Here is a 12,892-nt window from a genome sequence, read left to right as displayed (position 1 = left end):
CGCCGGTTCCTGCCTAGGCTGAACCACCATGGCAACCGTGGCACCGCAGCAGGACGACTCTCCGGGGATCGCGCAGCGGCTCCAGGCACTCCTCGAGTGGTGGAACCACTCTCGCGTGGGGCGTGGCCTGGCCAGGTACGGCAACGCGCGCGGCGGTCTCCTCGCCGGGGGCATCACGTACTCGGCGCTGTTCTCCATCTTCGCGGCGCTTGCCATCGGGTACACCGCGTTCATGGCGGTCCTCGGCGGAAACGATGAGCTTCGCACCAGCGTCATCGAGAGCGTCAACGGGGCACTGCCAGGCATCTTGCAGACCGCCGACAGCCCGGACGGCCTGGTCGACCCCGACAGCCTCGTCCTCGACACGGCGCTCAACCCCACGACCGTCATCGCCGTGGGCGTGCTGCTGTGGACCGCGATCACCGTGATGGACGCGCTCAAGCGCTCCATCCGGGCAATGTTCGGGATCACGGTGCCCAGGGAGAACTTCGCCAAGGCGAAGGCACGCAACCTCGGCGGGTTCCTCGTGCTGGCGCTGGCCGTCGTGCTGACCGCCGCGCTGGGCATCGCCGCCGGCACAGCCGGCGGCTGGTTCATGTCCCTCATCGGCATCGACGGCGCTTTGGCCGCGTTGGCCCTGCGGATCCTCGGGTTCGCTGTGGCACTGGCCGTGGACGCGGCTGTCTTCGTGCTGCTGTTCCGGGTGCTGGCCGGGGTCCACGGGCCGCGGCGCGACCTGCTGATCGGGGCGCTCGTCGGTGGTGCGGCCGCCGGCGTGCTGCGCATCCTCGGGACGTCCGTGGTCGGCGGCGCCGACGACCCGGTGCTCGCGGCCGGTGCCGCGCTCGTGACGCTGCTGCTGTGGATCAACCTCCTCGCCCGCGTGACCCTGATGGTGGCGGCGTGGACGGCGAACCCGCCGGCGCCGCCCAAGCCGAAGGACCCGGCGGCGACCAGGTTCGACGAGGACCCGAACTTCGTCACGCTCAGCGTGCCGGAGACGCTCGCGTGGGACTACGAGGCGATCACCGGCACGGTACAGACCACCGAGGATGTGCGTGAGGAGGTCCTCGCCGGCGACCTTGAGCGACTCGGGGACGACGGCGAGGACGCCCTCGCGCGGCGCCGGGCCGAGATCGAGGAGCGGGAGTGGGCCGAGCGGGTCGCCGAGGACCAGCGCCGCAAGGACGCCTACTGGGGCGGTCTGTACGGCGCGGTCCGGCGCCGGGTCAACGCGTGGCGCCGGCGCCGGATGGAGGGTCGCTTCGCGCGCTACGACGCGGACCTCGCCCAGGCGCAGCAGCGCCGCCGGGCCCGCGGCGAGCAGCCAGCGCCGGCCGACGACACGACCGGCTGACCCTCGCCCCGCTGAGACCGACGTGGTGGTACCGAGACCGGATGTCTAGCCGCCACCTACCGCCGAGATCGGGTATCTCGGCGGAAGCAGCGGGGGCGGGCCGTCAGTAGCCGTGCGCGATGGCGTGGCGCAGGTCGAAGTTGAGCTGGTTGATGGTGTCGAGGGGGATGCCCTTGGGGCACACTGCGGCGCACTCGCCGATGTTCGTGCAGCCGCCGAAGCCCTCGTGGTCCTGCTGGTTGACCATCGACACCACGCGGCTGTCACGCTCCGGCTGGCCCTGCGGCAGCAGCCCCAGGTGGGTGACCTTCGCGGCGGTGAACAGCATCGAGGAACCGTTGGGGCAGGCTGCGACGCAGGCGCCGCAGCCGATGCACGCGGCGGCCTCGAAGGCACCGTCGGCGTCGGACTTGGGGATCGGGCTCGCGTGGGCGTCCGGGGCGGCCCCGGTGTTGGCGGAGATGAAGCCGCCCGACTGGATGATCCGGTCGAACGCCGACCGGTCCACCACGAGGTCCTTGATCACCGGGAACGGGTCGGCGCGCCACGGCTCGACGACGATCGAGTCGCCGTCGGAGAAGGACCGCATGTGCAGCTGGCAGGTGGTGGTGACCTCGGGGCCGTGGGCGACGCCGTCGATCATCACGCCGCACGCGCCGCAGATGCCCTCGCGGCAGTCGTGGTCGAAGGCGATCGGGTCCTCGCCGTCGGCGATGAGCTGCTCGTTGAGCACGTCGAGCATCTCGAGGAACGACATCTCCTTGCTGACGTCGTCGAGCCGGTAGTCGACCATCCGACCCTTGGTGGTGGCGTTCTTCTGGCGCCAGACCTTGAGCGTGATTCTCACTTGTAGCTCCGCTGCTTCATCTCGACGTACTCATACTCCAGGGCTTCCTTGTGAAGCACCGGCGGTTGCCCGACCCCGCCCCACTCCCAGCCGGCCACGTAGGCGAACTGGTCGTCGTGGCGCAGCGCCTCGCCGTCCTCGGTCTGCGACTCGGCACGGAAGTGCCCGCCGCAGGACTCGCGACGGTGCAGCGCGTCGATGCACATGAGCTCACCGAGCTCGATGAAGTCCGCGACCCGGCCGGCCTTCTCCAGCGCCTGGTTGAGCTCCTCGTTCTCACCGAGCACCCGGACGTCACGCCAGAACTCCTCGCGCAGCACGCCGATCTTCTCGATCGCGGTGCGCAGGCCCTCCTCGGTGCGCTCCATCCCGCAGTACTCCCACATGATGTGGCCCAGCTCCTTGTGAAAGGAGTCCACCGAGCGGGTGCCGCCGTTGTTCAGCAGCGAGTGGATGCGGGAGGTGACCGACTCGCGCGCCTCGGCGGCGGCGGGGTGATCGGCCGTCACCGGGTCGAGCCCGCCGGCGGCGAGGTAGTCGTTGATGGTGTTGGGCAGCACGAAGTAGCCGTCCGCCAGGCCCTGCATGAGCGCGGAGGCACCGAGCCGGTTGGCGCCGTGGTCGGAGAAGTTCGCCTCCCCGGTGACGAACAGGCCCGGGATGTTGGACTGCAGGTCGTAGTCGACCCACAGCCCGCCCATCGTGTAGTGGACCGCCGGGTAGATGCGCATCGGCACCTCGTAGGGGTTCTCCCCGGTGATCTGCTGGTACATGTCGAAGAGGTTGCCGTACTTCGCCTCGACCGCCTTGCGGCCCAGCCGGGCGATCGCCTCGGCGAAGTCGAGGTAGACCCCCCGGCGCACGCCCTCGACCGCCGGGCCGACGCCGCGGCCCTCGTCGCACATGTTCTTCGCCTGCCGGGAGGCGATGTCGCGGGGGACGAGGTTGCCGAAGGCCGGGTAGATCCGCTCGAGGTAGTAGTCGCGGTCCCCCTCGGCGATCTGGCGCGGGTCCTTCTCGCAGTCCTCGGCGCGCTTGGGGACCCAGATGCGGCCGTCGTTGCGCAGCGACTCGCTCATCAGCGTGAGCTTGGACTGGTACTCCCCGGCGACCGGGATGCAGGTCGGGTGGATCTGGGTGTAGCAGGGGTTGGCGAACAGCGCGCCCTTGCGGTGCGCCCGCCAGATCGCGGTGGTGTTGGAGCCCATCGCGTTCGTCGACAGGTAGAACACGTTGCCGTACCCGCCGGTGGCCAGCACGACGGCGTCGGCGAGGTGGGTCTGGATCTCACCGGTGACCATGTCGCGGACGATGATGCCGCGGGCGCGGCCATCGACGACGACGAGCTCGAGCATCTCGTGACGGGTGTGCATGGTGACGGTGCCGGCGGCGATCTGGCGCTCGAGGGCCTGGTAGGCGCCGATGAGCAGCTGCTGGCCGGTCTGGCCGCGGGCGTAGAACGTCCGGGAGACCTGGACGCCGCCGAAGGACCGGTTGTCGAGCAGCCCGCCGTACTCGCGGGCGAACGGCACGCCCTGGGCGACGGCCTGGTCGATGATCGAGGCGCTGACCTCGGCGAGCCGGTAGACGTTGGACTCCCGGGAGCGGAAGTCGCCGCCCTTGACGGTGTCGTAGAACAGCCGGAAGGTCGAGTCGTTGTCGTTGCGGTAGTTCTTCGCGGCGTTGATGCCGCCCTGCGCGGCGATGGAGTGCGCCCGGCGGGGGGAGTCCTGGTAGCAGAAGGACTCCACCTGGTAGCCGGCCTCCCCGAGGGTGGCCCCGGCGGAGGCGCCGGCGAGCCCGGTGCCGACGATGATCACCTTGCGCTTGCGCCGGTTGGTGGGGTTGACCAGCGCGGTCTGGAACTGCCGTTCCTGCCAGCGGCGGTCGATCGGGACGCTCGGGGCCTTGGTGTCGGCGATCGGCTCGCCCTCGCGGTAGAGGCCGTCGATGAGCTGCTCTGACATGACGATGAGTTTTCTCCGCGTCCTAGTTGATGAACCCGAAGGCGATGGCCAGCGGTGGGGCGAGGAAGCCCACGACGACGACGAGCGCGATGACGAGCGAGGTGGCTCGCAGCGCCGGCTCGCGCTTGCGGTTGGACCAGCCCAGCGTCTGCACCGCGCTCCAGATGCCGTGGCGCAGGTGCATGCCGAGCGCGAGCATCGCGACGACGTAGATGGCCACCACCCACCAGACGCTGAAGCCGGCGACGACGCGGTCGTAGGGGCTGTCGAACGAGCCGCCGACCTCGATGGTCAGGGTGGTGAACTGCATGATGTGGAAGATGACGAACAGCAGGATCGTCAGCCCGCCCCACCGCATCGTGCGCGACGACAGCGTCGAGCCGACGGCCTTCTTCACCGTGTAGCGCTGGCTGCGGGCACCACGTGCCCGGCGCGCCAGGCTGACGGCGGCCCACACGTGCAGCACGAGGCTGACGACCAGGCCGACCCGCATGATCCACAGGAAGCCTTCGTACGGCAGCATCGGCTGGCCGAGCTCGCGCAGGTGGTGCGCGTAGTCGTCGAACGCCTGCTGGCCCCCGAGGGCCATGAGGTTGCCGTACATGTGGGCCAGGATGAACAGCAGGAAGATGATCCCGGTGGCGGCCATGACGAGCTTGAGGGCGACGGTGGTGCGCCGGCCGGCGACCTGCCGCGCCGCAGTCTTGGTGGTGGACACATCAAGCATGTTAGCCACTTCCGGGCAGTGCTACCGACCGGTCGGCGCGCCGCCTGGTCAGCGCAGCGTGTCGGGCAGCTGGTCGACGACGGCCTTGAGGTGCTGTGCGTGCGCCGTCGTCGTCACGAGGACGGCGTCGGGGGTGTCGACGACGACGGCGCCGGGCAGGCCGAGCACGCTCACCAGCCGGCCGGTGCCCGGGACGACGAGGGCGCCGGGGCTGTCGACGGCCAGCACGTCCGCGCCGTCGCCGAGCACGCGGACCTGCGAGCCGTCACCGACGAGCCCGGCGAGGGAGGCCCAGTCCCCGACGTCGTCCCAGCCGAGGTCGGCCGGGACGACGGCGACGCCGCCGTCGGCCGCGACCGGCTCCGCGATCGCGTGGTCGATCGCGATGCGGGTGAGGCGGGGCCACTCCCGGGCGAGCACCTCCTCCCGGTCGGCGGTGTCCCACGCGCGGGCGATCGCGACGACGCCGTCGTGCAGCGCGGGCTGCAGCCGGGCGAGGTGGCCGAGCAGGACGTCGACGCCGACGACGAACATGCCGGCGTTCCAGCGGTAGCGGCCACCGGCGAGGTAGGCCGCAGCCGTCTCGGCGTCCGGCTTCTCGGTGAAGCCGGTGACATGGTGCGCGGCCGGCGCCGCGGGGAGGCCGAGCGGCTCACCGGTCTCGATGTAGCCGAACGCGGTCGAGGGGTGGTCCGCCTCGATCCCGATGGTCACGACATATCCGGCACGTGCCGCGGCGACCGCCTGACGCACGGCTGCGGCGAAGGCGGCCTCGTCCCGCACGACGTGGTCCGCGGCGAAGCTGCCGAGCACGACGTCGCCGTGGCGCTCGCGGAGCACCGCGGCGGCGAGCCCGATCGCCGCCATCGAGTCACGGCCCGACGGCTCGGCGAGCACGCCGTCCGTCGCCAGCCCGGGCAGCTGCTCGCGGACCGCCGCGGCGTGGTCGGTGCCGGTGACGAGGAGGACGCCGTCGCTCAGCGGTGCCAGCCGGTCCCAGGTGCCCTGCAGCAGGGTGCGCCCGGTGCCGGTGAGGTCGAGCAGGAACTTGGGATGACGCCGTCGGGACAGCGGCCACAGGCGGGTGCCGGCGCCACCGGCGGGGATGACGGCGTGCAAGCCCAGCGAGGAAGCGGTCATGGGGCGACCCTACGGCTCGCCGGCGGTGCCGCGGGCTAGGGTCGTGCCTGTGACTGACGCGCCTCCCGCCGACCGAATCGTCCAGCTCGTCGACACCCTCGAGGACGAGCTCCGCGCCATCCGGCGCCAGATCCACGCGAACCCGGAGCTCGGCTGGATGGAGCAGGAGACCACCGCGCTCATCGCCGACCGGCTCACCGCGGCCGGGCTGCGGCCGAGGCTGCTGCCGACGAGCGGGCTGGTGTGCGACATCGGCCCCGACCCGCGAGGGGTCCGCCGCCGGCGGATCGCGCTGCGCGGCGACCTCGACGCGCTGCCGGTGCAGGAGCGGACCGGGCTGCCGTACGCCTCGACCAAGCCCGGCGTGTCCCACGCCTGCGGGCACGACGTCCACGCCACCACCGTGCTCGGTGCCGGCCTCGCGCTCGCCCAGCTCGACGCTGAGGGCCTGCTGCCGGTCGGCGCGCGGCTCATCTTCCAGCCCGCCGAGGAGATCCAGCCCAGCGGCGGCCGCGAGCTCGTCGACAGCGGCGTGCTCGAGGGCGTCGAGCAGGTCTTCGCGCTCCACTGCGCACCGCAGATCGAGGTCGGCAAGGTGGGGTCGCGCATCGGCCCGATCACCGCCGCCTCGGACAACGTCACGGTCACCGTCAGCTCCGGCGGCGGCCACACCTCGCGCCCCCACCTCACCGGGGACGTCGTCTACGCCCTGGGCCACCTCATCACCCAGCTGCCGGCTGTCCTCGGCCGGCGGATCGACCCGCGGTCGGGCACCAACCTCACGTGGGGGGCGGTGCACGCCGGCAAGGCGACCAACACCATCCCGGCGACCGGGACCGTCTCGGGCACGCTGCGCTCGCTGGACATCGCCGCCTGGGACCGCGCCGCCGGCCTGGTCGACGGCCTCGTCCGGGACCTGCTCGCCCCGTTCGGGGTGGACGTCGAGCTCAAGCACGAGCGGGGGATGCCGCCGGTCCACAACGACGAGCTGAGCGTACGCACGCTCGACGGCGCGGTCCGCGAGGTCGTCGGACCCGAGGCCGTCGTGCTCACCGAGCAGTCCCTCGGTGGTGAGGACTTCGCGTGGTACCTCGCGCGCATCCCCGGCGCGATGGTCCGGCTCGGCACCCGGGCTCCCGGCGGGCCGGCCTTCGACCTCCACCAGGGTGACCTCGTCATCGACGAGCGGGCCATCGCGGCGGGCGCCAAGCTCCTCGCCCGAACCGTGCAGGTGGCGGCCTACCAGCAGAGCTCGCCCAGCCGCCGTGACCGGGGCGCGGGGCGCGGCCCGGGGGCGCCGCACTGATTGCAACTGGGTAACAACCCGTGGTGCGGGTCTCACAGTGTGGTCAGGAACGACGGTCGTGGGGTTAGTGTCGACCGCACGCAGCCGATCCTCGGCCAGACCGATCAGGAGACAAGTGTGAAGAAGAGCATCTACGCGACCGCGCTCGCGGGTGTCGTGGCACTGACCCTCGCTTCTTGTGGCGATGCGCCGGACGACACCCCTGAGCCCGGCGACGACACCGAGACCACCACCGAGGCCGACGACGGCGCGACCGGGGACAACGCCGACTTCACCGCTTGCCTCATCTCCGACCAGGGCGGCTGGGACGACCAGTCCTTCAACCAGTCCGCGATGGAGGGCGCCGAGCAGGCCGAGGCTGAGCTGGGCATCACCCTCCAGGACGCCGAGTCGCAGTCCGAGGCCGACTTCGGCCCCAACGTCGACTCCATGGTTCAGCAGGGCTGCAACATCACCATCGGCGTCGGCTTCCTCCTCGAGGACCCGATCCAGGGCGCGGCCGAGGCGAACACCGACCTCCACTTCGGTCTCGTCGACGCGACCTTCTCCGACCCGGGTGCGACCGAGGAAGACCCGCCCGTCCCGGTCGAGCTGCCCAACGCCAAGCCGATCATCTTCAACACCGCCGAGGCTGCCTACCTCGCGGGCTACGTCGCCGCGGGCAGCACCCAGACCGGCACCGTCGCCACCTTCGGCGGCCTGCAGATCCCCTCGGTGTCGATCTTCATGGACGGCTTCGTCGACGGCGTCGCGAAGTACAACGAGGACAACGACGCCGACGTCAACGTCCTCGGCTGGGACAAGGAGGCGCAGAACGGCACCTTCTCCGGTGGCTTCGAGGACCAGGGCCAGGGCCAGGCGCTGACCGAGCAGTTCATCGCCCAGGGCGCCGACATCGTCATGCCGGTCGCCGGGCCGGTGGGCCTGGGTGCCGCGGCCGCGGCCGAGAGCGCCGGGGACGTCTGGATCGTCGGCGTCGACTCCGACTGGACCGCCTCGACCGACTACGGCGACATCGTGCTCGCCTCGGTCGTCAAGGAGATCGGTGCCGGTGTCTTCGAGGCGATCGAGGCCAGCCTCAACGAGGAGTTCTCCGGTGACCCGTACATCGGTGACCTCGCCAACGGTGGCGTGAGCCTCGCCTACGGCAGCACCGAGGTGCCGACCGAGCTGCAGGACGCGGTCACCGCGCTCCAGGAGCAGATCTCCTCCGGCGAGCTCGTCGTGGAGAGCCCGAACGCTCCGTGACCCGATAGGTACCGCCGGTGACGGCCCGACCCCACGTGGGCCGGGCCGTCACCGTCCCACCCTCCGCTACGCTCCGGTGACGGCACCCTGCTGCCCGGGGCGGCAACACATCCCTGATGGAGTGGATCTGTGAAGCTCGAGCTGCGAGGCATCACCAAGACCTTCGGCCCGCTCGTCGCCAACGACCACATCGACCTCGTCGTGGAACCCGGGGAGATCCACGCGTTGCTCGGTGAGAACGGCGCGGGCAAGAGCACGCTGATGAACGTGCTCTACGGCCTCTACGACCCCGACGACGGCCAGATCCTGCTCGACGGCGAGCCGGTGACCTTCGCGGGGCCGGGCGACGCCGCCGCGGCCGGCATCGGCATGGTTCACCAGCACTTCATGCTCGTGCCGGTGTTCACCGTCGCCGAGTCGGTCGCGCTGGGCTACGAGCCATCGGGGCCGCTGGGCATCATCGACCAGCGCACCGCGCGCAAGCGGGTTAAGGAGATCTCCGACCGGTTCGGCTTCCACGTCGATCCCGACGCCGTCATCGAGGACCTGCCGGTCGGGGCGCAGCAGCGGGTGGAGATCATCAAGGCGCTGTCCCGCGAGGCCAAGGTGCTCATCCTCGACGAGCCGACGGCGGTGCTCACCCCGCAGGAGACCGACGAGCTCATCACGATCATGCGCCAGCTCAAGGCCGAGGGCACCTCCATCGTCTTCATCACGCACAAGCTGCGCGAGGTCCGGGCGATCGCCGACTCGATCACCGTCATCCGCCGCGGCAAGGTCGTGGGGAAGGCCAGCCCCGAGACGTCCGAGACCGAGCTCGCCTCGCTCATGGTGGGGCGCGCCGTCAGCATGGCGGTCGACAAGGCGCCGGCCGAGCCCGGCGCCGAGGACTTCGTCATCCGTGACCTCACCGTGCTGGACCCCAAGGGCCAGGTGGCGGTCGACCGGCTCGACCTCACCGTGCGGCGCGGCGAGATCGTCGTCGTCGCCGGGGTGCAGGGCAACGGGCAGACCGAGCTCACCGAGACGATCCTCGGCCTCGTCGAGCCGCTGACCGGGTCGATCCGGCTGGCAGGGGAGGAGCTGGTCGACGTCTCGGTCAAACGTCGGCTGCGCGCCGGCATCGGCTTCATCCCCGAGGACCGGTCGACGAGCGGCGTCATCTCCGCCTTCACCATCGCCGAGAACTTCGTCCTCGACGTGTACGACACCGAGCAGTTCGCCCGGTGGGGCACGATCCAGCCCGGGCTCGTCGCGGAGAACGCCCGGCAACGCTCCGAGGAGTACGACGTCCGGCTCACCTCGATCCACGACCCCATCGCCACGCTGTCGGGCGGTAACCAGCAGAAGGTCGTCGTCGCGCGGGAGATGTCGCGCCCCCTCAAGCTGCTCGTCGCCTCCCAGCCCACCCGCGGCGTCGACGTCGGCTCGATCGAGTTCATCCACCAGCAGATCGTCGCCGAGCGGGACAACGGCACCCCCGTCCTGCTCGTCTCCACCGAGCTCGACGAGGCGATGGCGCTGGGCGACCGGATCGCCGTCATGTACCGCGGCGCGATCGTCGGCATCGTCCCGGGCGGCACCGAGCGTGACGTGCTCGGCCTCATGATGGCCGGCGTGCCCCTCGACGAGGCCCGCGCCCAGTCCGCCGAGCACCGCACGACCCTCGGTGCGGCGGACGACACCAGTGAGGAGACCGCGCCGTGAGCGAGGACCAGAGCACGCCCCCCGAGCACCCGGGTGACGTCGTCGCGCAGGCCGAGGAGTCCCCGGCCTCGCGCCGGCAGGTGCCGCACGAGCCCGCCCGGTCCCGGACCGCTCAGGTGGTCCGCGACATCCTCTCCGGCAGCTGGTTGGTCACGGTGCTGGCGATCGTCGTCGCGCTCGCGCTGAGCGCCGTCCTCATCGCTGCCGCCGACGCCCGCGTGCAGGACGCCGCGAGCTACTTCTTCCAGCGCCCCGGCGACCTGCTCGCCGCCGCCTGGGACGCCATCTCCTCCGCCTACACGGCACTGTTCCGCGGCTCGATCTTCGACTTCCAGGCCGACAGCTTCACCCGGGCGATCCGGCCGCTCACCGAGACGATGGTGTTCTCGGTGCCGCTGGTGTTCACCGGGCTCGGCATCGCGATCGCCTTCCGGGCCGGCATGTTCAACATCGGTGGCCAGGGCCAGATCATCATCGGCGCCATCGTCGGCGGCTGGGTGGGCTTCGCGCACTCGCTGCCGGCCGGCCTGCACCTGCTCCTCGCGGTCCTCGGCGCGGCCCTCGGCGGCGCGATCTGGGCGGGCATCGCCGGTATCCTCAAGGCCCGGACCGGCGCCAACGAGGTGATCGTGACGATCATGCTCAACAACATCGCGGTGTTCTTCGTCGGCTGGCTGCTCACCCAGCCGGCGTTCCAGCAGACCGGCTCGTCGCTGCCGCGGTCCCCGAACATCCACGCGACGGCGGTCTACCCGCCGCTGCTGCCCGACCCGTTCCGGCTGCACGCCGGCTTCATCCTCATGATCGCCGCGGTGGTCGCCGTGTGGTGGCTGATCGAGCGGTCGACCTTCGGCTTCGAGCTGCGCGCGGTCGGTGCCAACCAGGAGGCGGCCCGTACCGCCGGCATCTCGGTGAGCAAGGTGATCATCGTCGCGATGGTCGTCGCCGGGGTGCTCAGCGGGCTCGGCGGCTCGGCCCAGGTGCTCGGCACCGAGAAGATCCTCACCGCCGGCGTCGCCGCGAGCTACGGCTTCGACGCGATCACCGTGGCCCTGCTCGGCCGGGCCAAGCCCTGGGGCACCTTCGCCGCCGGGCTGCTGTTCGGTGCGCTCAAGGCCGGCGGCTTCCTCATGCAGTCCACGACCAACACCCCGATCGACATCATCCTCGTCGTCCAGTCGATCATCGTGCTGCTCATCGCGGCCCCGCCGCTGGTGAGAGCGATCTTCCGGCTCCCCGCGCCGGACCGGTCGCGCCGTCAGTCGTCCGTGCTCGTCGCGAAGGAGGTGGCGGCATGAGCGCCCCGACCACGACCCCGCCCACGGCGGTGAGGTCCACGATCGTGCCACCGGTGAAGTGGCGCGCCCCGGGCTTCATGATCTTCTTCACCCTCGTCTCGCTGTTCGGCTTCGTGCTGTTCACCGAGTCGGGCACGACCACGTTCCGTACCGCCACCGGCGGCGAGCTGGCGGAGATCCCCAACACCGAGATCCCCACCGTCGCGGGGCTGTGGGTGCTCACCCTGGTGATGGCGGCGGTGACCGTCTACTCCGTCATGCGGGCGGTGCAGCGCCAGTCGCTGAGCTGGTGGCCCGCAACCACGTTCGGCATCGCGTTCGTGCTCGCCTTCCTCGTGTGGGTGGGCGCCGGTGCGACGATCCCGCTGACCTCGCTCCTCACCGGTGGGCTGGCGCTGTCGGTCCCCCTCGTGTTCGGTGCACTGTCCGGCGTCATGTGCGAACGGGCCGGCGTCATCAACATCGCGATCGAGGGGCAGCTGCTCGGCGGGGCGTTCCTCGCCGCCGTCGTCGCCTCGGTCACCGCCAACGCCTACATCGGAGTCCTCGCGGCGCCGATCGCCGGCGCGCTCGTCGGTGTGCTGCTGGTGTTCTTCTCGGTGAAGTACTGGGTGGACCAGATCATCGTCGGGGTCGTGCTCAACGTGCTGGTGCTCGGCCTGACGAGCTTCTTCTTCTCCACCGTGCTCAGCGAGAACCCCGGCCTCAACAACCGGCAGCGACTGGCCAACCTGCCGATCCCGCTGCTCTCGGAGATCCCGGTGATCGGGCCCGTGCTGTTCAACCAGAACATCCTGGTCTACCTCATGTACGCCGCCGTCATCGCGCTGCAGATCTTCCTGTTCCGCAGCCGGTGGGGGCTGCGGGTGCGGGCCGTGGGCGAGCACCCCAAGGCCGCGGACACCGTGGGCATCAACGTCATCCGCACCCGATGGATCACCCCGATCATGGGGGGTGCGCTCGCCGGGCTCGGCGGCGCGTTCTTCACGGTGGGCTCCGGGCTGGCGTTCGGCCGGGACATGTCCGCCGGCAACGGCTTCATCGCGCTCGCCGCGATGATCCTCGGCAGATGGAACCCGCTCGGCGCACTGGCCGCGGCGCTGCTGTTCGGCTTCTCCCGCAACCTCGCGAACATGCTCAGCGCGATGGGCGGGGTCGGGATCCCCGGGGAGTTCCTGCTCATGCTGCCGTACGTCATCACGGTGTTCGCCGTCGCCGGCTTCGTCGGCCGGGTCCGCCCGCCCGCCGCCGAGAACATCCCCTACATCAAGTCCTGACAGCCGACTTGTCACCCA

Annotated in this window: 10 protein-coding genes; 6 read left to right on the top strand and 4 right to left on the bottom strand. The window is 70.9% G+C overall.

Going from position 1 to position 12,892, the window contains the following annotated elements; all coding sequences use genetic code 11:
- Positions 1 to 28 precede the first annotated feature (28 nt).
- Positions 29 to 1,357: a YihY/virulence factor BrkB family protein gene (locus V2J52_RS10095; RefSeq protein WP_331227555.1), complete on the top strand. Its 1,329-nt coding sequence runs from the start codon at positions 29 to 31 to the stop codon at positions 1,355 to 1,357.
- Between the two features lie 103 nt (positions 1,358 to 1,460).
- On the opposite strand, the gene V2J52_RS10090 is transcribed toward V2J52_RS10095, so the two are convergent.
- The 4 genes from V2J52_RS10090 to V2J52_RS10075 are packed head-to-tail and all read right to left on the bottom strand — an operon-like array spanning position 1,461 to position 6,038.
- Positions 1,461 to 2,204, bottom strand: coding sequence for a succinate dehydrogenase/fumarate reductase iron-sulfur subunit (locus V2J52_RS10090; protein WP_331227554.1), 744 nt, complete (start codon positions 2,202 to 2,204; stop codon positions 1,461 to 1,463).
- Complete coding sequence (locus V2J52_RS10085) at positions 2,201 to 4,171, bottom strand: fumarate reductase/succinate dehydrogenase flavoprotein subunit (RefSeq protein WP_331227553.1); 1,971 nt, start codon at positions 4,169 to 4,171, stop codon at positions 2,201 to 2,203. The genes V2J52_RS10090 and V2J52_RS10085 overlap by 4 nt, the downstream gene beginning before the upstream one ends.
- Before the next feature lie 22 nt (positions 4,172 to 4,193).
- Complete coding sequence (locus V2J52_RS10080) at positions 4,194 to 4,898, bottom strand: succinate dehydrogenase cytochrome b subunit (protein WP_434056408.1); 705 nt, start codon at positions 4,896 to 4,898, stop codon at positions 4,194 to 4,196.
- A 48-nt stretch (positions 4,899 to 4,946) separates the two neighbouring features.
- The gene (locus tag V2J52_RS10075) at positions 4,947 to 6,038 is read right to left on the bottom strand and encodes a mannose-1-phosphate guanylyltransferase (protein ID WP_331227551.1); all 1,092 of its coding nucleotides are present in this window, start codon (positions 6,036 to 6,038) and stop codon (positions 4,947 to 4,949) included.
- A gap of 43 nt (positions 6,039 to 6,081) precedes the next feature.
- Here V2J52_RS10075 and V2J52_RS10070 point away from each other — a divergent pair, with 43 nt between their 5' ends.
- The 5 genes from V2J52_RS10070 to V2J52_RS10050 all read left to right on the top strand — a co-directional run bounded on the left by V2J52_RS10070 (position 6,082) and on the right by V2J52_RS10050 (position 12,874).
- Positions 6,082 to 7,344, top strand: a complete 1,263-nt coding sequence (locus V2J52_RS10070) for an amidohydrolase (RefSeq protein WP_434056407.1) — start codon at positions 6,082 to 6,084, stop codon at positions 7,342 to 7,344.
- Positions 7,345 to 7,461: 117 nt separating this feature from the next.
- Positions 7,462 to 8,592 carry a BMP family lipoprotein gene (locus tag V2J52_RS10065; RefSeq protein ID WP_331227549.1) on the top strand — a complete coding sequence of 377 codons (1,131 nt, stop codon included), beginning with the start codon at positions 7,462 to 7,464 and terminating at the stop codon, positions 8,590 to 8,592.
- A 129-nt stretch (positions 8,593 to 8,721) separates the two neighbouring features.
- Positions 8,722 to 10,299, top strand: coding sequence for an ABC transporter ATP-binding protein (locus tag V2J52_RS10060; protein WP_331227548.1), 1,578 nt, complete (start codon positions 8,722 to 8,724; stop codon positions 10,297 to 10,299).
- Positions 10,296 to 11,597 carry an ABC transporter permease gene (locus V2J52_RS10055; RefSeq protein WP_434056406.1) on the top strand — a complete coding sequence of 434 codons (1,302 nt, stop codon included), beginning with the start codon at positions 10,296 to 10,298 and terminating at the stop codon, positions 11,595 to 11,597. Before V2J52_RS10060 ends, V2J52_RS10055 begins: the two co-directional genes overlap by 4 nt.
- Positions 11,594 to 12,874: an ABC transporter permease gene (locus V2J52_RS10050; RefSeq protein WP_331227547.1), complete on the top strand. Its 1,281-nt coding sequence runs from the start codon at positions 11,594 to 11,596 to the stop codon at positions 12,872 to 12,874. Before V2J52_RS10055 ends, V2J52_RS10050 begins: the two co-directional genes overlap by 4 nt.
- Positions 12,875 to 12,892 lie beyond the last annotated feature (18 nt).

Origin of the sequence: Georgenia sunbinii, from assembly GCF_036421875.1 — a bacterium.
Lineage (GTDB): Bacteria > Actinomycetota > Actinomycetes > Actinomycetales > Actinomycetaceae > Georgenia_B > Georgenia_B sunbinii.
Note: the sequence above shows the minus strand (reverse complement) of the source record. Positions and strands in the feature narration are given on the sequence as shown.